Source organism: Clostridium beijerinckii, assembly GCF_036699995.1.
GTDB lineage: Bacteria > Bacillota > Clostridia > Clostridiales > Clostridiaceae > Clostridium > Clostridium helianthi.
On the sequence record NZ_CP144906.1, the window covers coordinates 3,348,508 to 3,369,961 of the forward strand.

Consider the following 21,454-nt stretch of genomic DNA (forward strand, 5'->3'; position numbering starts at 1 on the left):
CTTCAATCAAAATTTTATTTTTCTTATATATTCTTAATAAACTTGGCTGGAACTCCAGCATAAACTGTATTATCTGAAACATCTTTAGTAACAACTGAACCTGCTCCAATAACAGAATTTTCTCCAATTGTTACCCCTGGGCAAACTGTTACTCCAGCTCCAAGCCACGCATTACGTTTAATTTTTACGCTTCTAAGAATAACTCCACGTCTATTTTTAGGATCTAATGGGTGATTAACTGATAATATTTTTACATCAGGCCCAATAAGAACATTATCCTCTAATTCAATCCCACCTAAATCAACAAACATACACGATTTATTAATAAATATATCTTTCCCCAATCTAATATTAGCTCCAAAATCTGTGTTGAATGGTGTTAATATTTGTACAGAACCATCAATTTCCTTGTCTATAATTTTTGCTAAAATATTTCTGACTTCTTCAGGTGTTTTATACCCTGTATTTAATTCAGATGTCAACCTTAAAGTATTCTCAACTACTTCATTAATTTCAGTAAATATAATATCTTTATACGAAATAAACTCATTTTTTTGTATTTTCTCTAATAATTCTTTATTCATTGTCTCCTCCTTAAAAACTTATTTTATTGTACAAAAACTCAATTTTAATAGCTTCCATTCCTTTTCATTTAGAGCATATTTTTTCTTATCCAATAAACTCTAATATTATAGAATTCATTATACATGCTAAAGTTAACTCTAATTCAAGTACTTTTTTATTCTCTTGGAATTTATATTCAAGTTAAATCTGTGAATAAGTTATAGAAAAGACTAATTCAGAAAGTTATGGTTTCTAAATAGAATAAAAAAGAAAATATATTCGCCTGCCAAATTTTTCTCACATGCGTTCGAAAAGGCAGATGCGTAAAAAAATCTCCAGCTCCAAAGTCGCCTGCGATTTTGTTCTTAATTTTCAAGATCCAAATTTATAATTGTTAATTATGCTTCCTTAAATATATCTCATTTATATACAGATTATTTATTAATAATTCATTTCGCTTATTTCATGTGCTAACAAAGTGTCTACGACACGCTTTTTCTTAATTATATTTTTACAAGCAAACTTTCGACTATTGGTATAGCAGGACACATGACTTCAAAATTCCAAAATTTTATTTTTCCTAAACAAAAAAAGTGCTATATCTCATGATATTTAGCACTTTTCCCATAATAGATTTTTCTTATTTATATATAAATTATTTCTACTCCTGAAAAACTAACATCTCCAACTAGCGTTAATGTATTTGTCGATCTCTCATTATTCCTGTTTTTTTCATCGACAGAACCTAAAAATACATTAGTCTTATTATCAACCTTCCAAGTTCTTGGTATATATAACTCTACTCCTGAAAAAGAAGCGTTAACTCTTACTATAGCATTTTCGCTGCTCATAACTGCATTATCAAAATACACCTTCATAGCTCCAAATGAGCAGTTAAGATCAGCTTGTTCAAATTCATTTGTATTTATATATTTAATACAAGCTCCAAATGAATTTCTAAATATAATATTACCTTCATCTTCTATGTCGATTTTTTCGAATTTATAATCCTCATGAACATGCTTATGATGAATCCAGCTAACATGTTTATGAAAAATCATTGAAAGACCGATGCTACCAAATAACGCTGCCATAAGCACAGTCCAAGGAGTAATAGCTGTAATTCCTAATTGTTTAGCATAGATTATACAAATAAATGCAATTGGGAATAGAATACCTGAAAAGTTAAGATGAGGTATACTTTTTGCTATGATCACTACTAAAAAAACTGTTAATATTAAACTAAATGCATTTACACCTGGGAAGTATCCAAGTTTGCTTATAACCATAAAAATACCTGCTAGTATAAATAAAATTCCCCAGAAGACTCTTTCTTTTTTCATCATTATTTCCTCTTTTCTAATAATTTAATTTTTAATGGCTTGTAATAGTATCTTGAAACATACACTTGTTTGTGAGTGTTTTGAAATTCAACCCTGCTTGATGATGATATACTTTTTGTTATGGAGTAAATATGATTTGTATTTAGTATTGTTGATTTTGAAACTCTCATAAAATATCCTGGCAATAATTCCTCGAGTTCATATAGCTTATACTTTACGTTATATATATTATTAATGGTATGTGCACAAATACCGCTTTCTTCAGTTTCAAAAAACAAAATTTCTTCCAATGAAAGATAATACTCTGTTTCTCCTTTGTAAAAGGTTATATGCTTTTTTTGCGATAGCAGCTCACCAAGCACAATTTGAATATTTCTAACCTCTTCATTTAATTCATTACATTTAATAATAACTTCATTTTCTTTAATTTCATTATCAAGTTCAACCCGTATTTTCATATTTTCACTCCCCACATCTTTATTATATTTGCTGACTTTTACGTTGTAAACACGATAGCAGTAAGTGGTTAGTTATCACTTGTAAGTGGTACATTTTTATATACTTTGTGCAAAATCTTTGATTTTTCTAAAGCTTTACTTATTATTTATCTATAATAATCTTTAGAAAAAATAACTCTTTTATACTTTTTCTTCTTAATTTTCATAAAAACTATCGTTTAGGGAATTCTATATTAAGAGAATTTAAAGAGAAAGGAAGATTATAATGACTCCAATTACAATAGGTGCAGATGCACCAGATTTTAAAGCAAAGGATAATAAAAAACAGGATATAAAGTTATCTGATTATAAAGGAAAAAAAGTACTTCTTTCTTGGCATCCTCTAGCTTGGACACCAGTATGTACAGATCAAATGCGAGCATTAGAAACTAATTTTGAAAAATTTCAAAATCTTAACACTGTTCCACTAGGATTCAGTGTAGATTCTCAACCTTGCAAAGAAGCATGGGCAACCGTTCTCCAAATTAAAAATGTTAGTCTTCCATCAGATTTTTGGCCTCATGGTAAGATAGCTTCTGACTATGGAATATTTGATGAAACTACTGGAATATCAGGACGTGCCAACATAATCATAAATGAAGATGGTAAAGTACAATGGGTAAAAGTTTACCCATCAGAACAACTTCCAGATATAAATGAAGTTTTACAGGTTTTATCTAATAACCAATAACATATTAACGGAATGATTAAATTGCTTGCTTATGATTTAATAATTTTGTAATTTCATTTATTTATTATTGCTTAGCATACTTTCTAAGCATGAATTATAAAATTGCACATACTAAAAATCCAAGGCTAATGAACCTTGGATTTTCATAATATAAATATATTTCTAAACTCTTTAATGAAAAAATCAACTTTACTTAAAATTATTTATCTTTGTCTAAATTACGCCAGTTACCATCATATCCATAGCTATCGAGCCACTTATAAGTTTTTATTATTTCATTATCCTTTATTTGATATATTGAAAGTCCTCCTTGATGTGGCACGCAATATACATTTTTAGTTGTCTTACCAACCATGTATCCACAGTATTCATCATTATAAGAGCCTGTAAGGCTAAACACATATACATCCTCTACTGGTAGATTCCATTTATCGCTGGCTATGAACTTATTAATATTCCCTTCAAAATATCTTTTTGTCAGCTTAGCACCATATGCAGCATTCATTTTTGAAATATAATTACTGTCTTCTTTTAATATTAAATTTCTTGCTTCTTCAGCTTCCTTAGATGGTTTAATCCAAGTTCCATCTTCATCTAATTCATATCCATCAATTACAGTACCATGTGCCATAGCTCCATCTTGATAAAAATAATGCCAAGTCTCATAATAATTATCTTGCACCCATCCAGTTTTCATATATCCATTTGAATCAAAATAATACGTCTTTCCATTAATGTCTCTCCATCCCTTAGCATATGAATTTCCTTCTGAGTACCACCATCCACTATTATCTTGTCTCCATTCAGCACTGGCTCCGATTGGGCTTAAAACTAATACTGAAATTACTACTAACGCACCAGATATTAACTTTCTCATTTTATTTCCCCCATATTTATTTAGGTACTGTCAAAGTTTTTTATCTAACTAAGGCAGCAACCCTTTAATTTTTCTTATTTTTTATATAAATAACTTGCCACCCCCAAAAAGTTAAGATATTTTATACTTGCAAAACAAAAACACTGAACTAAAAAAGGAGGCAAGCTATTACCATGATTAATAAGTTTCTTCTTGAAACTGTAATTTATCTTATTGAAATTATAAAGTATCTCATGACTTTGCTGGTTGGCAAAAACTTGCTTAAAAGCATTTCGGACGAACCTGTTAAGAAAGAATACCGAAAGCTTCAAGTAGATGATCAACCAATCTTTGATGTTCCCGAAAAACTTAACTATAAGCTTCTAATAGCTGAATATGAGTTTAAGCACGGCAAAGAATTTGCTCCTGTGAAACCTCGCAAAAACAAAGCGTTAGCTCCTAAGGATGTTATCTGTCCTAAGTGTGGTGCTCCACATACCTATCTTTACGATAATAACGGAGGCCGAGGACAATATCTTTGCAAAGTCTGTGATACCACATTCAATCCTAAAAATTACTATCAGAAATCCATAGTGTTAAGATGTCCTCACTGCAGTAAAACACTTGAAAGAATCAAGGCGCGTAAGGATTTCTACGTTTATAAGTGTAAGAATGATAATTGCTCTTTTTACCAAAATAATCTTAAATCAATGACAAAATCTGAAAAACAAGATTTTAAGAAGAATCCTGGTAAGTTCAAAGTTAGATACATATTTAGAGATTTCACTTTTGACTTTAAGCCACTTTCTAAAGAAAGTCCGGTAAAATCAAAGGTTTCTCTTCCAAACATTATGATTTCTTCTTACACCTTAGGACTCATTCTAACTTACTACGTTAACTACGGTTTATCTTCCAGAAAGACAGCTGCATTGCTTAAAGATATTCATGATATTAAAATATCTCATCAAGCAATTTTAAACTATGTTAATGCCGTTTCAATTGTAGTTAAGCCATTTATAGATAACTACGATTATAAACTTTCTGACTCTTTCTGCGGCGATGAAACCTACATAAAAGTTAACGGTAAGTGGAACTATATTTTCTTCTTTTTTGATGCTGTTAAAAAGATTATTCTATCTTACAGAGTATCACCACATAGAGATACCGAAACGGCTGTAAAAGCCATCGATGATGTTCTAAGTAAGTTAAAAGAAATACCTGAAGATCTTAATCTTATAACTGATGGTAACCCTATATATCTTCTTGCACAGCACTTCTTTGCAAGCCATAGTATAAAATTCGATGTTACTCAAGTTATAGGCTTAACCAATAAAGATGAAGTTTCAAAAGAATATAGGCCATTGAAGCAAATTATTGAACGTCTTAACCGAACCTTTAAAGGCAATTATAGAGCTACTACTGGCTTCGGAAGTCCTAACGGGTCGGTTGCATTTGTAACTATGTTTGTGGCATACTTTAACTTTCTAAGACCACATTCTGCCCTTGAAGGCAAAACTCCTGTAATCCTTGAAGAGTTAGAGTCAATGTCCAACATGCCTACTAGATGGTGCAAATTTATTGAACTATCTCAAGACTTTGTTCTAAATAACTGTACAATAACTGCCTAATGATCTAAAGCAGTTGGTGAAACGCACCCTTGACACGCCCACAAAGATAAATGGTAAAATATCTCAATAGGCGGGTCTATTAGTCATGTTCAAAATTATCATTCACCCGTCCTTAACTGCCTAAGACCATTTATCTTTAGGTGTGTCAAGGGCAACTAGCAAACATAATTTAACATTAAATGGTAGTTGGATTGATTTTTCATATATTTTTTACACTACCTTTATTTATAACATGATTTTATGTTATTTATATTTATAAAATACTACTAATTATATTTTATGAATATAGAGTGAAATTTATGAGCTTAAACTGGTTATTAAGATAATTATCGTTGCTTTATTTTGATTTCATTATGCATTCCTCTATGATTGGGATTATTGCAGCATATTCTTAAGAATATATATGGTTTAGAATATATATTCTAGTATTCTTCAGAATATAAATTCTAATATTCTGAAGAATATTTATTTTTTGAGACACATATATCTGTTACAATTCACAATGCACATTTCACAATTACGGCTAAAATTCTTGCAATATTTTTAAGATTATAATAAAGAATTATTTTTGCAATGTATATATTGTAAAAATTTTTATAATAAAACTTTCTAAGCTTTAAACGTTAACCGGCTCGTCTATTTGGATTGAGTTTAGAATTTTCATAAATTCATCACCCATTATGGTTTCTTTGAAAATAAGATGCGATGATATTTTGCCCAAAGCTTCCATATTAGCCTTTAGAAGATTTTTGGCCTTTTCGTAGGATTCATTGATTATATTCATAACCTCACGATCAACTTCAGCAGATATTTCATCTGAACAATTTCTTACTGGTCTGCCGTCAAGATATCTGTTTTGAATTGATTCAAGCCCTATCATACCAAATTTTTCTGACATTCCATACATTGTTACCATTTGTCTTGCAATACTAGTAGCTCTCTCAATATCATTTGAAGCACCTGTAGTTATTTCATTAAACACAAGATCTTCAGCTGCTCTTCCTGCAAGCAGAACAACTATCTGTTCTAGCAATTCATCTTTAGACATAAGGTACTTTTCTTCTTCTGGCATCTGCATAGTATATCCAAGTGCTCCCATTGTTCTTGGAACAATGGTAATCTTATGAACTGGCTGAGTCTTTTTCTGCAGCGCTGAAGCTAATGCATGTCCAACTTCATGAAATGCAACAAGACTTTTCTCATTCTCAGTCATTACTCTATCCTTTTTCTCTTTACCTGCAATTACAGTTTCGACTGCCTCAAATAAATCATCCTGCCTAACCTCATCTCTTCCCATTCTTACAGCTCTTAAAGCAGCTTCATTAACCATGTTTGCAAGATCAGCCCCAACAGCACCAGCAGTAGCAAGTGCTATCTCTTTTAGATTAACACTTTCATCCATTATTATATTCTTGGAATGAACCTTTAATATATTCTCTCTTCCTTTAAGATCTGGTTTATCTACTATAACTCTACGATCAAAACGTCCAGGTCTTAATAGCGCCTTATCAAGGACTTCTGGTCTATTGGTTGCTGCAAGAATAACAACTCCCTTTGAAGAATCGAAGCCATCCATTTCAGCAAGTAACTGGTTTAATGTCTGCTCTCTTTCATCATTTCCACTTATATTACCTTCTCTACTCTTACCTATTGCATCAATTTCATCAATAAAAATAATACATGGTGCTTGCTTTTCTGCCTGAGCAAACAAATCTCTGACTCTTGAAGCTCCAACACCTACAAACATCTCTACAAAACCTGACCCTGAAAGTGAGAAAAATGGTACCTTTGCTTCTCCTGCTACAGCTTTTGCAAGTAATGTCTTACCTGTACCTGGAGGTCCTACTAAAAGTGCACCTTTAGGAAGCTTAGCTCCTATCTTCGTATATCTTTCAGGCTTGTGAAGAAAATCAACTATCTCCTTAAGAGATTCTTTAGCTTCTTCCTGACCTGCTACGTCTTTAAAATATACTCCTGTAGTCTTTTCAACATATACCTTCGCATTACTTTTTCCGACGGACATAAATCCTCCTCCGCCTCCTCCAATTTTATTACTTAAAGACTTCATGAACCAATTACCTAACATATAAAATATAGCAAAAGGTATAATCCATGAAAGTATGAAACCGATAATTGGAGACTGAGTATTTTTTACGGGTGTAGTAAACTTTACATCTGCATTATATAGTTTGTCTACAAGTTGAGGATAGTCTAAGTTGCCAGTATAATATAATTTTTTATTTACAACTGAAGCATCCTCATCACTTTTTGGTGTTATAACAAGCTTGTCACTATAAATCTCAACTGATTCTACTTGTTTATTATTTACCATTGTAAGAAATTCACTATAATCAATTTGTTTATGATTTGACTGAGAAATCAAATTTATAACTATATTTATTACTAATGTAATTATAAGCGCTGCTGTAATGTATTTGGGTAAATCCTTTTTATCAGGCAATCCCTTTTTATTAGGCGTCCCTTTTCTATTTTTAAACATTAACTTTCCTCCTTTAATATTAGAAAATTACATTCTTAACTAAATATCCTGTATTGTATGACTTTAATACGCTCAATGCATGATAATCTATTATTCTCTATCACCGCTTCCCATGAACAAAAATACAAGGTGAAGCAAATTTGCAACAGCAGTTATTGCAGAAGCAACATAAGTCATAGCTGCTGCATTTAGCACCTTTTTTGCAGGAGCCATTTCATTGAAACTAAGTATTCCTTGAGATTCTAATTCTGATATTGCTCTTTTACTTGCATTAAATTCTACTGGTAGAGTTACAAAATAAAATGCTACCGCACCAGTAAAAAACACTATACCTAGTTGTGCAAGCAAAGGAATTTGAAATATTAATCCAAAAATCGCCATATATGGACCTGCCATAGAACCTATATTTGCAATTGGTACAAGTCCACTTCTTAAAGAAAGTGGTGCATATTGTACTTTATGTTGTATTGCATGTCCTGTTTCATGGGCTGCAACACCTATTGCTGCAACAGAATTACTATAATATACTGATTCAGATAATCTTACTACCCTTTTTCCAGATTCATAGTGATCAGTTAAACTACCTGCTGTCGGAACTACAGCTACATCATAAAGTCCATTTCTATCAAGAATTCTCCTTGCAACATCTGCACCAGTAAATCCTCTAGCATTGCCATAATTGCTATATTTGTCAAAGGTTCCTTTTACTTTAAATTGACAATAAAGCGAAAAAGCCAATGCCGGTAAAACTAAAATGATATAATAAATGTCCATGTTTATCCCTCCAATATATTTATTTCATGGTTTTAATTAAACAAAAAAGACCTTTGATCTGATTCAGTAACAACTAAATCGTATCAAAGGTCTTGCTTTCCATTTGGAGTATAGAACCAGGCAGTTTTAATTACCGATTGTTGGCTCTATAGCTTATAAGCTACTCCCCTAAGTTATATGAAGTATATCATACCTTATTATATGGTGTCAATACATATTAATTCACAATCTTCTATTTTATTTTAATTTTCACTACATTCCGACATTTTATAAATGTAACTAATTATTTAGGCACTAGAGAAAGTGTTCACTCCTCAATAAATAGTCACATAGTTTTATAACACTAATTAATCACAATATATATTATTAAATTATTTTATTGATGCCTCATAGATTTCCTTAATTGATTTTGATATTGTCCCATTAAATTCTTCTTCAGTTTGCTGAGCAGTGAGCCCTTGGGATAAAGCTCTTGAAAAACTGGCGATTAATCCATGATTGCGTCCGAGTCTTTCGTTTGCTTCTGCTTGACTATAACCACCTGACAAAGCTACTACTCTGACAACATGTGGCTCATCTATTAAATCAATGTAGAAATTATCTTTAGTTGGTATTGAAAGTTTAAGCATCACTTTTGTTTCTTTATCAAGTTTTGATAGCTGCTCTAAAATTTCAAGTTTCAAAAGTTTTTCAGATTCTTCCTTATCGGTACTATGGATGTCAACTTCTGGCTCAATAATAGGAACAAGACCTGCTTCTACAATCTGTTTACCAATTTCAAATTGCTGCTCAACTAACATTTTAATTCCTTTAGCATTTGCTTCCTTAATAACTGAGCGCATTTTTGTTCCAAAAATATTTTTTTCTACTGCTTGCTTTAAAAGGTCATCTAAGCTACTTATTGGTTTCATAAGCTGAACACCATTGTTAATTTCAGCTAAGCCTTTATCAACCTTTAAGAAAGGGACAATATTTTTTTCCTTCCAAAGGTAATCAGGTGTATATTGATTATCAATAGTACGATACATTGTGTCTTCAAATAATATAGCACCCAAAATATATTCTGAAGTAAATGCCGGACTCTTTATTATGCGTTTTCTCATTTCATGCACTAAGTCAAACATTTCTTCTTCATTGGAATAACTGTCTTCCTTAATCCCATACTCAAGTAATGCTTTTGGAGTACTGCCACCACTTTGATCTAAAGCTGCAATAAACCCTTTACCTGTATGTATTCGGTTTATTTGATTTTCATTCATCTAATTCTCCTCCTTCTCCTTATCTTAGATTAGAATCATGTCTTACTTTTTATTATAGTGTCTTTCTCTATTAATTATGCGTTTGCTAATATCATAAATTTAAGTGCTTCTCTAATAATTATCACTTTTAGCTATGGTCCTTATATTTTATCGCACGAATAAATTATCATAATATAATCCGTATCCATTTATATCCAATAATTTCATGCAGAAATATTCATATCTAAATTGAAATAACTTAATAAAATATAAAAAGACTAAAAATTTAACATAATCTGCAATCACTATAAATAAAGCTCAAAGGACTTATATAATTTCTTTGAGCTTTATTATTATTTATAAATTCACATATAGGTGATCAATTATTATCGAAACTAATGAGTAATTGAATACTTTTTTATGAATTACGCATAACTAATGTTGGAATATATTAAAATGATTAATTCTATTGAGTAAATTACTTAATTCAGCTCCTTCAAAGGAACTTATTTCACTAGTAAATTTTGCTTTAAATATACTATGGAAGGGGAAATATCTTATGAAAAAATCTACTATAGTGCTTTTTATATTTTTATTATTATCATTTACTAATTTAGCCCAAAATGTCAGTGCTGCTCCCATAGTTCTAAATCAAGGCATTTATAATGTAAGAGATTCTAACTTAACAATTGGATCTCCTATGACAGTTAAACTTAATGATCCTAACGGCAGAGTTATTATTTTTGTTATTGACAATAATCAATACATAAGAGAACTTGCAAGGCTAGATTCCCAATCAAACGAACAAACTCTTAAACCTTTCAACTATGGCTATTCAGTTATAATTTTTGGGAATACTCCTGTTACTTTCTCCTAAAAACTTTCTCGATTCATATACTTTAAATTTTTTCTACAATAGCAGCAATATAATTTCAAAACAAAAAGCAGTAGTTTAACTTTTAATCTACTGCTTTTAAATGTATTTACTCGACAGTGAATTTTATATTTATTTCACATACTCATGTTATAAGTGAAATAGAGCATAAGATAATGCAGCCAAGTTAATGACTGCACTTAATGGGATCTAAGGTAAAAATTGAAGATAATTCAACTATAATCTTCTTCCTTCATCCCTATCTTGTCCATATTAGTTTTATCATCTTTTAAAAGTAGATCTAAAAATATTTTAGCACTTTCTTCTGGAGTTGCTTTCGTTCCGCAACCTACTAGCATTATTGTTACCATCATAACAGCTAACAATAATGTAGAAATTCTTAACTAGAGCGCCTCACTTGCTTTACTCACTTTTTGCTATAAGCATACATTATAAACTATAATATAAGTTGTTGGAAAATACAGGACTCGAACCTGTGGAGCTTTTACACTCACTAGCTTAGTAAGCCAGCCCATTAAACCACTCTGACAATTTTCCATATAAGAGCATATTATTTAATTGTTCTCCTTAGTAATTCATTGTACTCATTCAGTGCAAAGTTTAATCTTCTACACGCTCTAATCACCTCCACATCTAATGAATTTTCTTCATCGCCCATAATTTTGCATAAGGCTTGTCTCATTCTACTAATCATCATCTCTTTTTCTTTTAAATGTTCCAAATATTTACCACCTTTACTTTTTTATTAGTATAACCTCTAAATGGTAAAATTTATGTATCACTTGTTACATAAATAGGTTGTGGCTAAAATATTCATATTATTTACATATATTCTATGTATAACCTCAGAACTTCAAATGTAATTACTTAATATGATGAACGCATGAAAGTTATATATTTCTGGATTAATAATTCCACATCTGTTTTATAACCTAATTTTCTATTGTTCTCTGTGCATATTGTTTAACATTTCTTAAGTGTATCTAATATATTAAAAGTAAATGAGGTGTTTATGATGCCAAATAATGAAAATGAAATTTTTTATATCGTTGGCGCTATACTTACTATATTAGTTAATGTGCCAGAGATTGTAAGACAAATAAATATTAATTTAAAGTTCAATGAATCTATAAAGCACCATAAAATACTATGATTAATATGCAGAAAAAGCGCTTAGAATAATTCTAAACGCTTTTTTCTTCCAAAAGTCGATCCATATATAATTAGAATTTTATCTTAGTTAATTACAGAATCATTTATTTTACTACCTGCTATTTTATAATAAAAAGTATTACTTCTAAATTTAATGAAATACTGCAAAAACATATTTTCTTATTTACAATTAATAGATATCCTAACAATTATCTTTTTCTTGATGATATTGGATAATTATAATCTTGGGTAAAATGATATCTGCCTGGATTTTCTGGTTGATTTCCTGAATCTTTTTCTTCTTCAAATTCTGCCACCATATCTTGTCTTAAATGTTTTTCATAATATACTTTTTCTTTGTCGGTTAAATTCTTCATACTTGTATCACCTCCATTTTTATTGTTTTCTTTTGTATGATTAATATACTCTAGTATAAAAACTGCAATAAAATAGACACTTACAAGTTATACGTAAGTGCCTAAATTATTTATAATTAGCATTTAAAATATTGAATTACTCTAAAAAATAAATTAACTATAATCATTAGATTATTTAAATTTTATATTTAAATTGATTCCTTATCACATCTCTAGTTTGTACATCTTCGATATATATCAGCATTATTTCTCTTATAAATAAGTAATTTTTAAATATCTTATATTTTAAATTTAGCTATAATACTTCTTAACTCTTCAGACATTTGAGATAGAAGTTTACTAGATGAAGCTATCTCCTCAACAGATGCTAGTTGTTCCTCAGCAGCTGCTGATATTGTTTGAGTCTCATCAGCTATATTACTACTTATGTTTTTAATATTATTTACCGAATCAACAGATTCTTTGGTTCCAACAGTTATTTCAGTGATAGAGTCTGATATTTCATGAATCTGCCTAGATATTTCTATTATCATTTGAAGGATTTCCTTAAAACTTGTTCCTGCAACATCAACAACATCTGCTCCTGTTTTAACTTCTTTTGAATTTTCATTCATAACTGCAACTGCACTATTTGTTTTATTTTGTACATCATTAATAATTCCAGCTATTTCTTTAGTTGCCTCTTGTGATTGTTCTGCTAACTTTCTGATTTCTTCTGCTACAACACTAAAACCTTTCCCTGCTTCCCCAGCCCTTGCAGATTCTATTGCCGCATTTAATGCTAGAAGATTTGTTTGCTCTGATATACCTTGGATTGTATCAAGTATTTGTCCAATTTTCACTGATTTCTCTTCAAGCTCGCTTATAATAAGCGATGTTTCACTGGTCTTTTTCTCTATTATTTCCATTTGGTTCATTGCCTTCTCTACAGCATCTTCACCAGCATTTGCTGATATTTTCGCCTTATCTGTTAAAGATGAAACGGATTTTGTATTTTCAGATGCTACATTTATCTTATTAGATATGTTTTCAACCACTTTGTTTGTGCTATTAGCAAAAGAAAATTGCTCATCTGCTCCATTTGCCATTGTTGTTACTGCGGATGCAACTAAATTTGATGCATCTGCTGATTGTTCAGCACTTGCTGTAAGCTCTTCAGATGATAATACTAATTGTTCAGATGTATTACCTAATTGTTTTATTAATTCAATAATGTTTTTGGTCATCTTATCTATCGCATTACTTACAACACCAAATTCACTCTTATCATTAAGACTTTCTTCTTTTATCCTTACAGAAAAATCACCTTGAGATAAAGAACCTATATATATTACAAAATCATTTAATCTCTTTGTGATACGTTTTGTTATTAGTATTCCTAATAAAATTATTAAGATTGAAGCTATAATCACAATACTTAAAAATGCTACTGTTGCAATTTTTAAATTTGTTTTATTTTGGGTGTTTATTTTTTCAGCAATTTGTCTATTGTGTTCTCCAAGTTCTACTAAATCATCTAAGAAAGCATCAGCATATGATTCAACGTTTTTCTCGTAATATTCGTAAGCTTCTTGATTTTTGTTTTCACCAGCTAAGTTTAGTGCAACTTTTCTTCCTTCCCTATATTTATCTAAATTACTATCAATCTTACTGATCTTATCAGCCTCAAAATCATCTAATTTCATTTTTTTATAAAGAGCCATATAGTTGTTAAATTCTTCAGCACGAGTATTTACATCTTTTGTTAACTCACTATTTTCATTTTTATCAGTAGTTACCATAATTCTAAAAATGTCAGCTGAAATAGCCCTTGCATTTACTCTAGACTCACTAAGCCATTCACTAGATAGCAGTCTTTCACTATACATAACCTCCATGCTTTTACTAGACGTTTGTAAAAAATAGTAACCAGTTATTCCAACTGCAAATAACCCTACTAAAGAGCAAATTATAAGCAAAGTTAATTTTTTACCTACCTTTAAATTATTAAGCCACGTCATTTTATTGTCCCCCTTATCTTCATACTAGAATCTTAAATATAATTTCATTATTATAATATATTTATTAGAATGATTAATTAAAAATAAAAAAACCAACAAAAACTTAATATATTTATGTATTACTAAGTTTTAATTGGTCGGTTGCACAACTAGCTCCAAATTCTCAAAGTTCCCAAATATAGAGAATTTTTCATTGCTTCCAATTGTTCTGTTTTATAAATACATTTACCTAATATATAGAAATATTATCATATTCATGTAAAAAAATCAATGATTCTTAACATAAATTGTCGAAATTTATTCCATGAATTTCATGATGCTTTACCATTATTTTTTTATAATGGTAATTTTTAACAGAATAAACATTCCCTATTCAATAAAATTAATTCACTAGTGTTCCTTTAATTAATATCAATTACCTTGTATGTAGTCTTCAGGGATTGAACAATGAAAAAATCCTATGCAGAATCAAAATTAATTCTACTCAGGATCTCCTCTTCATAATTTTATTCACTAAGTAAATCATCTATAAAAGCTATATATAAATATGAAGAACCTTAAAAATGAATACTAAAAACTCTATTTTTTAATGTTTCTTTTCATACATTCTTATAAAATTTTTGAGTAATATGATATCATTTATTAAAGCACACCCATTCTTCGCAGTCCCATATATCTGTAGTAATATCTTTATAAAATTCCGGTTCATGACATACTAAAATCATGCTTCCTTCATATTCCTTTAACGCACGCTTTAATTCATTTTTAGCATTAGTATCCAGGTGATTTGTTGGTTCATCTAGCACTAATACATTTGTATATTCATTAATAAGTTTACATAATCTGACTTTAGCCTGCTCTCCTCCGCTTAATATATTGATAGGGCTATCTATATGCTGCCTTGTTAATCCACACCTAGCCAATTCTCTCCTTACCTCAGTTTGAGTTAGGTGAGGAAAATCACTCCAAACATCATATAAAACTGAATTAGTGCTATTCCATGCAATTTCCTGCTCAAAATATCCTATTTTTCTATGCTCACTTAAAGTAATTTCACCATTTATAGGTTTTAGCATTCCAAGTAAGGTTTTTAGCAGAGTTGTCTTCCCTAAGCCATTAGCTCCTGTTACTGCAATTTTTTGTCCTCTTTTCATTTTTAAGTTTAAAGGTTTGCTTAAAGGTCTGTTATATCCGATAATCAAGTTGCTTACTTCAAAGATTATACTCTCTGGCATTTTTACAGTTTTAAAATTAAAATGAGGTTTTATAATTTCTTTTTTTATTTCTATTCTTTCAATCTTATTAAGTTTCTTTTCTCTTGATTTAGCTTGCTTTGAAGTTGAGGCTCTTACTTTATTTTTTCTTATATAATCTTCAAGCTTCGCTATTTCATTTTGTTGTTCCTTATATTCAATCAATCTCTGCTCTTTACGTATTTCGTATAGTTTAATAAAATAGTCATAATTTCCTTCATATCTTGTTAGTGTTTTGTGCTCAAGATGATAAACTACGTTTACCACATTATTTAAAAAAACATTATCATGTGATACTAATATAAATGCATTTTCATAATTAATTAAGTAATTTTTTAGCCATTCAATATGTTCTTCATCTAAATGATTAGTCGGCTCATCCAGTAATAAAATATCTGGCTTTTGCAAAAGTAATTTAGCAAGTAAAATTTTAGTTCTTTGCCCGCCACTTAAAGTTGAAACATCTTTATCCAGAAGTTCCTTAATTCCAAGACCTACCGCAGTTGCCTGTATTTTAGAATTAATGCTGTAAAAATCATTTTTATCTAATATTTCTTGCATGATAGCAATTTTATTTAAAGACTTTTCCATATTTTTCTCACTCATATTTTCAAGATCAATATATAAACTATTAATTTTGCTTTCTATATTAAATAAATTAGCAAATGCTTCTTTTAGGAAATTTAATGCATTAATTCCTACTTTCAAATCAACCAGTTGATCCATATAACCAATGCTGAATTTATTATTCCATTCAATGGTACCTTTATCTGGCAATATTTGATCCGTAATGATTTTCATAAAAGTCGATTTTCCTTCCCCATTAGCACCAATAAGTCCAATATGCTCTCCTTTTAATAATCTAAAAGATACATCATTAAATAATATCCTATCCCCAAATGAATGACTCATGTTTTCAATTGTTAAAATACTCATATTTTACATCTCCTTGTGTCCTCATAATAAATGATATCATCATGTAATATGAAGACCAAGTTTAAGAATAAATCTGTAATGTTTATAATCATTCTGAAAAAAGGCACATTCTCCATAGCAATGACTGTGAAAAATATGCCTTTTCTTTTATATTTAAGTAGAATTTTTTTGTTTCCTTATTATTCTTCTAATACTACCTTCAGTTAAAAAATACTGTTCAGATAAAATTTTAACGGACATTCCAGATGAATACTTATTAAAAATTTCTTTATCTCTTACACTAAGGTATCTTTTAGTCTCAGTATTTTCTCCCCATGATTTTTTATTTTCATTTTTTCTTGGTATATAGATATATCCACCATCTGTATATTTTTGAATTAGTTCAATTATATTATATGGCAGTATATTTTGTGCTTTTTCATATTTCATAATTTCTTCGCTCCACTCTACATTTAATATCTAAATGAGAATGCAAAGACCTATTATAATATGAAAAACTTAATGTTGATATATTGGCTCCAGGCAAAAGTTTTTCACATATTATAATCTTTGCATGGAGCTAACTACTATTACTAAAAACATAATGAATTCACTTCCTTTTCATTCTATAATATTATATCACAATAACTTGTGTCAATTTTGACGCTTTGAGCCTCAAATGTAATTCGTATTCCTAAATCATCAGAAAATACTTCATTATAATTTAACTCAACTTACTAAAAACATAATCAATATCTCTGGTTATTTTACTATCTATAAATCCATTATCCATCATACTCTTTAGTATTTCCATAGCCTTTTTGTGGCATAATCCCTCTCTATATGGTCTTTCCTCCGTAAGTGCCTGATAGATATCAAGACAAGTCATAAGGCGTGAATTAAAATCTAATTCTTTTTCTGTCATACCACGAGGATATCCTTTTCCATTTAACTTTTCATGATGATTTGAAGCCCATTCAGTAATATCCTCAAATCCTTTTATTTCTTGAAGGGCTAATCTGGTATACTCCGGATGTTTCATTATAATTTTAAATTCCTCATCAGAAAGTTTATCAGGCTTGTCTAATACATCATTAGGCACTGCTAGTTTACCAATATCATGAAGATCGGCTGCAATAATTAACTTCATCTTTTCTTCCTTCTCTAAATTATAAAAATCTGACATAATAGCAACCTTTTCTGATAAGCCTTGAGAATGTCTTTGGGTATAGCTAGATTTAGAGTCAATAATTTTTGACAACACATTAGTTATACTATGAATTTCTTCAAAAGATAACTCTAAGCTATGCTTTGGAATTTCTTTTTTTAACGCTATACTAATAAAACTTTTTTCTAAGTTCTCCCAAAACTCCCCATCCCCAGCAACTTTTAAAAATGCCTTAACAATTCTTGAAGGAAATGATACATTTTCTTGATTTCTTACAAATTCACAAACTTTATTTTGCATATCGTGATTATTATTCTGTAAATCAAAAGTTTTTTCTAAAGCATCTGCAATTGCTATAATTTGCGACATTAATGGAATCTCTTCTCCCTTTAAGTTAAAGAATCCTGTACCATCATACCTTTCATGATGATACTTAATTATGTTTTTCACATTAGTAAGCAATGGATAATTTTTAATATTTCTTTCGCCAATTGTACAATGTTCTTTTACACCTTCTAATAATGCTGCATTTTTTAATTCTTTTGTAGCCAATTTTTCATGCAGGCTATATTCACTTAATCCATTGTCATGAAGCATTGCAAGTGCAGCTACATCGTGTAGCTCTTCAGAACTTAGCCCCATTTCCTTAGCGATACTAATTGAAATATATGCAGTTCTTTTTCCATGATTAGATGGCATCCCGAGAATATCCATCTCCACAAAGTCTAAAGCAAATGAAACAGCCATTAAAAACTCATTTAACCTAAATAACATAATTCTCCTCCTTATTACACTAACTTTATCTTTCGTATAAAAATATTTTATACTATTTCCGGTACTTTTACCACAAAATTAGTACCTTTACCAATTATGATATCTATTGTTATATTTTTGTCCCAGTTTCACTATATTTTTAAAAAATATAAGACTACCTCTATAAGTATGCATTAAACACCTTATACAAGTAGTCTTATAGTATATATAGCATTTTTTATTTCTAATGTGCTGTACGTAGTTATGAATTTCTATTTTCCTAATAATTCATCAACTAGTGCCCTATTGTTTTCTACGCAATGCCCACAGCCAGTTCCAACTTCAGTTTTTTCTTGAACTTCTTCAAATGATTTTGCGCCATTAGCAATAGCATTCTTTATGTCTTTTACTTTAACATTTTTACATCCGCATATTACTTTATCATCATCCATTATATTGCCTCCTTAGTTATTATTAGCTTAAATATAAAGCTTTTTACACAGAATAGTTTTAACACTTTTATTTTTATTATGTATACTAATATTGAAATTCAAAGCATACGTAACCCAAAATTCAATATTAATATTTTTGGTGTAAAAGCTTTGATTAATAAAATTTCACAAATTCAGCAGGAGGCTTTCTATATCCTCTAATTTTATTACTACTCTTGTCCATCTTCCCCATAGTAATCATTAAAACTGGGACTTCATTCTCTGGTATATTTAATAACTTACCAATCTTCTCCTTTTCAAAATATATCATTGGGCATGTATCCCAGCCTTTATTTTTAGCTAATAACATAAATAGCATTGCTGACAATGATCCATTTCTTATAGCTTCATCATGCTTAAATTCTTCTCCCCAGCCTTCATAAAGACTATTAATAGTATTAAGCATGATTTCATAATCAGTTTTATCAATCATTCCAAGCATCATTGAGCCTTCATAAATTTTATCTGCTGATAAGTATGCGTTTTTATCTCCTGTAACAATTATAGTTGCCGAAGCAGTTTTTATTTTGTACTGTTTAAATGATGCATCATAAACTTTCTCCATAAGTTCTTTATCTTCTACAACATAATACTTAGCATGTTGCAAATTAAAAGCAGAAGGTGCAAGTGAAAGTTCTCTAAATATGTCATTAAAATCTTCTCTAGGTATTTTAATATTTTCAATAAATTTATTGGCTGATCTTCTTTCTCTTACAATTTTTAAAAAATCATTCATTATTAATCCCTCTTTTTATTCTTATTTTCTCTATAAAGTTCAACCAATCTCCCTCTGAAGATTAGTTGAACTTATACCATTCTTAATTTTCTTTCTTCATTTCTAAAATTAAAATATGAGATGTCTCTTTAGCTTTAATTAAAATATCTTCCTCAACTATTTCCATTCCATCTCTATTATTTAATTCAATGTCATTTATTATAGCGCCACCTTCTATTTGAACCAAATAAGCCTGTCTTCCTTCATTAACTTGAAAATTAATTTCTTTTCCTTTATCAAGTTCTAAAGAATAGACATTTATATCTTGATTTATTTTTATTGGTGCATTTCCATTTCTACTTGAAACCATATGAAGCCATTTATTTTGTCTATCGCTCCAGTCAAATCTATAATCTCCATAATTAGGCTTATAATCTTCCTTATCTGGGAATATCCATATCTGTAAAAATCTCAACTCATCTTTTCCTAAATTATGCTCACTATGATATACTCCTGTACCAGCACTCATATATTGAACATGAGCACGGGTTATTGCATTCTTATTTCCCATGCTGTCTCCATGTGTAAGCTCACCGTTAACTACATATGATATTATTTCCATATTTCTATGTGGATGAGTATCGAATCCAGTGTTAGGTTCAACTAAATCATCATTTATAACCCTTAGAACTCCAAACTTTATATTATGTGGATTATAGTATTCTGCAAATGAAAAATGAAATTTGCTTCTTAACCATCCTAAATTACTACTTCCCATATTTCCGCTATCAATTCTTCTTAACATTTTTTATCCTCCTCTATTTTATCTAACTCTATCAAATTTCAAATCATATTCACAAAATTTACTTTATCAATAAGTAATAGATATGAGAGAATATTTAAAAAGTATTACTAACAAACTCGAAGAGTTTTATCTAATACTCCTACTTCCTCACTCTTGTCTTTTAACTCTATTATAGAATATAACTAACAATTCAATACTAATTAGTTAATTACTAATTAGTACTATTTATTTAAAAATTAAGGTGTAAGTTTACTTTATACACCTGATAATTTCTTTAACATATTTATTAGATTCTTCTTCTCTTCAACACTCAAAGCACTAAAAATTTCACTTAAATTATCTACATGCTTAGGAAAGAGTTCGCTCATAAGCTTTCTTCCTTTTTCAGATATGCTTATTAAGCTCGCACGTCTATCCTTAGGATCAGGACGTCTTTCGATTAAATTATCCTTAGCTAAGTTATCTATAACAACAGTCATATTGCCACCGGTTGAAAGAGTTTTTTCTAATATTTCGCTGACTCTTAAATCACCCTTATGATACAGTACTTCAAGTACTCCAAATTGTGAATAAGTTAATCCTCCCTCTTTGATAATTCTAAGTTCTCTTTTGTTAACACTTTGCATACATCGACTTAATGCTATAATAGCTTTTAAATTTAAATCATTTAGTTCTCCATAAGTTATTTTCTTCTTATTCATGAATATAATATTATTACTAATTAGTAATAATGTCAAGAGTAATATATATTTCGATTAGATTTGTACATCATGACCTTAATTGAGCTCTTAGATTACTAGAGTTTTAAATACAAATTTATTATTGCAACACATATAATA

At 29.7% G+C, this 21,454-nt stretch carries 21 protein-coding genes, 1 tRNA gene, 1 pseudogene and 1 riboswitch; of the genes and pseudogenes, 4 read left to right on the plus strand and 19 right to left on the minus strand.

Going from position 1 to position 21,454, the window contains the following annotated elements; all coding sequences use genetic code 11:
• Positions 1-23: 23 nt before the first annotated feature.
• The 3 genes from PZA12_RS15435 to PZA12_RS15445 form a co-directional block, all read right to left on the minus strand.
• A complete protein-coding gene (locus tag PZA12_RS15435; RefSeq protein ID WP_103699099.1) occupies positions 24-584 on the minus strand; it encodes a DapH/DapD/GlmU-related protein in 561 nt (186 codons plus the stop codon).
• A gap of 624 nt (positions 585-1,208) precedes the next feature.
• Positions 1,209-1,907: a LiaF transmembrane domain-containing protein gene (locus PZA12_RS15440; protein ID WP_168981064.1), complete on the minus strand. Its 699-nt coding sequence runs from the start codon at positions 1,905-1,907 to the stop codon at positions 1,209-1,211.
• 2 nt (positions 1,908-1,909) lie between these two features.
• Positions 1,910-2,365, minus strand: coding sequence for a LytTR family DNA-binding domain-containing protein (locus tag PZA12_RS15445; protein WP_017209231.1), 456 nt, complete (start codon positions 2,363-2,365; stop codon positions 1,910-1,912).
• Positions 2,366-2,630: 265 nt separating this feature from the next.
• Between PZA12_RS15445 and PZA12_RS15450 the strand changes: the two genes are divergently transcribed.
• Positions 2,631-3,095: a redoxin domain-containing protein gene (locus PZA12_RS15450; RefSeq protein WP_103699097.1), complete on the plus strand. Its 465-nt coding sequence runs from the start codon at positions 2,631-2,633 to the stop codon at positions 3,093-3,095.
• 199 nt (positions 3,096-3,294) lie between these two features.
• On the opposite strand, the gene PZA12_RS15455 is transcribed toward PZA12_RS15450, so the two are convergent.
• Complete coding sequence (locus tag PZA12_RS15455; protein WP_103699096.1) at positions 3,295-3,972, minus strand: cell wall-binding protein; 678 nt, start codon at positions 3,970-3,972, stop codon at positions 3,295-3,297.
• A gap of 173 nt (positions 3,973-4,145) precedes the next feature.
• Here PZA12_RS15455 and PZA12_RS15460 point away from each other — a divergent pair, with 173 nt between their 5' ends.
• Positions 4,146-5,579: a DDE-type integrase/transposase/recombinase gene (locus PZA12_RS15460; protein ID WP_168983577.1), complete on the plus strand. Its 1,434-nt coding sequence runs from the start codon at positions 4,146-4,148 to the stop codon at positions 5,577-5,579.
• A 616-nt stretch (positions 5,580-6,195) separates the two neighbouring features.
• Here the strand turns inward: PZA12_RS15460 and ftsH are convergent.
• The 3 genes from ftsH to PZA12_RS15475 form a co-directional block, all read right to left on the minus strand.
• The gene (gene ftsH / locus PZA12_RS15465; protein ID WP_168980967.1) at positions 6,196-8,079 is read right to left on the minus strand and encodes an ATP-dependent zinc metalloprotease FtsH; all 1,884 of its coding nucleotides are present in this window, start codon (positions 8,077-8,079) and stop codon (positions 6,196-6,198) included.
• Between the two features lie 90 nt (positions 8,080-8,169).
• Positions 8,170-8,853 carry a zinc metallopeptidase gene (locus PZA12_RS15470; protein WP_103698624.1) on the minus strand — a complete coding sequence of 228 codons (684 nt, stop codon included), beginning with the start codon at positions 8,851-8,853 and terminating at the stop codon, positions 8,170-8,172.
• A 371-nt stretch (positions 8,854-9,224) separates the two neighbouring features.
• Positions 9,225-10,112, minus strand: a complete 888-nt coding sequence (locus tag PZA12_RS15475; protein ID WP_103698623.1) for a fructose bisphosphate aldolase — start codon at positions 10,110-10,112, stop codon at positions 9,225-9,227.
• Between the two features lie 538 nt (positions 10,113-10,650).
• Between PZA12_RS15475 and PZA12_RS15480 the strand changes: the two genes are divergently transcribed.
• Entirely contained in the window at positions 10,651-10,968 is a 318-nt protein-coding gene (locus tag PZA12_RS15480; protein ID WP_103698622.1) for a hypothetical protein, read from the plus strand.
• A gap of 233 nt (positions 10,969-11,201) precedes the next feature.
• Here the strand turns inward: PZA12_RS15480 and PZA12_RS15485 are convergent.
• From PZA12_RS15485 to PZA12_RS15495, 3 genes and pseudogenes are all read right to left on the minus strand, one after another.
• Positions 11,202-11,339: pseudogene (locus PZA12_RS15485) on the minus strand (DUF5105 domain-containing protein); the annotation flags it as partial.
• Between the two features lie 99 nt (positions 11,340-11,438).
• Positions 11,439-11,523 (minus strand) — tRNA-Ser (locus PZA12_RS15490).
• A gap of 13 nt (positions 11,524-11,536) precedes the next feature.
• Positions 11,537-11,707 carry a Spo0E family sporulation regulatory protein-aspartic acid phosphatase gene (locus PZA12_RS15495; protein ID WP_103698621.1) on the minus strand — a complete coding sequence of 57 codons (171 nt, stop codon included), beginning with the start codon at positions 11,705-11,707 and terminating at the stop codon, positions 11,537-11,539.
• 291 nt (positions 11,708-11,998) lie between these two features.
• On the opposite strand from PZA12_RS15495, the gene PZA12_RS15500 reads away from it, so the two are divergent.
• Complete coding sequence (locus PZA12_RS15500) at positions 11,999-12,139, plus strand: hypothetical protein (protein ID WP_181006009.1); 141 nt, start codon at positions 11,999-12,001, stop codon at positions 12,137-12,139.
• A gap of 208 nt (positions 12,140-12,347) precedes the next feature.
• Here PZA12_RS15500 and PZA12_RS15505 read toward each other — a convergent pair whose 3' ends face one another.
• The 9 genes from PZA12_RS15505 to PZA12_RS15545 form a co-directional block, all read right to left on the minus strand.
• The gene (locus tag PZA12_RS15505; RefSeq protein WP_181006008.1) at positions 12,348-12,515 is read right to left on the minus strand and encodes a hypothetical protein; all 168 of its coding nucleotides are present in this window, start codon (positions 12,513-12,515) and stop codon (positions 12,348-12,350) included.
• A gap of 278 nt (positions 12,516-12,793) precedes the next feature.
• On the minus strand, positions 12,794-14,515 hold the full coding sequence (locus PZA12_RS15510; RefSeq protein ID WP_103698620.1) for a methyl-accepting chemotaxis protein: 1,722 nt from the start codon (positions 14,513-14,515) through the stop codon (positions 12,794-12,796).
• Positions 14,516-14,641: 126 nt separating this feature from the next.
• Positions 14,642-14,725, minus strand: a riboswitch (cyclic di-GMP riboswitch).
• A gap of 425 nt (positions 14,726-15,150) precedes the next feature.
• Entirely contained in the window at positions 15,151-16,704 is a 1,554-nt protein-coding gene (locus tag PZA12_RS15515; protein WP_103698619.1) for an ABC-F family ATP-binding cassette domain-containing protein, read from the minus strand.
• Between the two features lie 153 nt (positions 16,705-16,857).
• The gene (locus PZA12_RS15520; RefSeq protein ID WP_078116224.1) at positions 16,858-17,133 is read right to left on the minus strand and encodes a CD3324 family protein; all 276 of its coding nucleotides are present in this window, start codon (positions 17,131-17,133) and stop codon (positions 16,858-16,860) included.
• 274 nt (positions 17,134-17,407) lie between these two features.
• A complete protein-coding gene (locus PZA12_RS15525) occupies positions 17,408-18,625 on the minus strand; it encodes an HD-GYP domain-containing protein (protein ID WP_103698618.1) in 1,218 nt (405 codons plus the stop codon).
• A 251-nt stretch (positions 18,626-18,876) separates the two neighbouring features.
• Positions 18,877-19,056 carry a (2Fe-2S)-binding protein gene (locus PZA12_RS15530; protein ID WP_103698617.1) on the minus strand — a complete coding sequence of 60 codons (180 nt, stop codon included), beginning with the start codon at positions 19,054-19,056 and terminating at the stop codon, positions 18,877-18,879.
• 154 nt (positions 19,057-19,210) lie between these two features.
• Positions 19,211-19,831: a nitroreductase family protein gene (locus PZA12_RS15535; RefSeq protein WP_103698616.1), complete on the minus strand. Its 621-nt coding sequence runs from the start codon at positions 19,829-19,831 to the stop codon at positions 19,211-19,213.
• An 82-nt stretch (positions 19,832-19,913) separates the two neighbouring features.
• Entirely contained in the window at positions 19,914-20,615 is a 702-nt protein-coding gene (locus PZA12_RS15540; RefSeq protein WP_103698615.1) for a pirin family protein, read from the minus strand.
• Positions 20,616-20,869: 254 nt separating this feature from the next.
• On the minus strand, positions 20,870-21,316 hold the full coding sequence (locus tag PZA12_RS15545) for a MarR family winged helix-turn-helix transcriptional regulator (RefSeq protein WP_078116379.1): 447 nt from the start codon (positions 21,314-21,316) through the stop codon (positions 20,870-20,872).
• Positions 21,317-21,454: the final 138 nt, after the last annotated feature.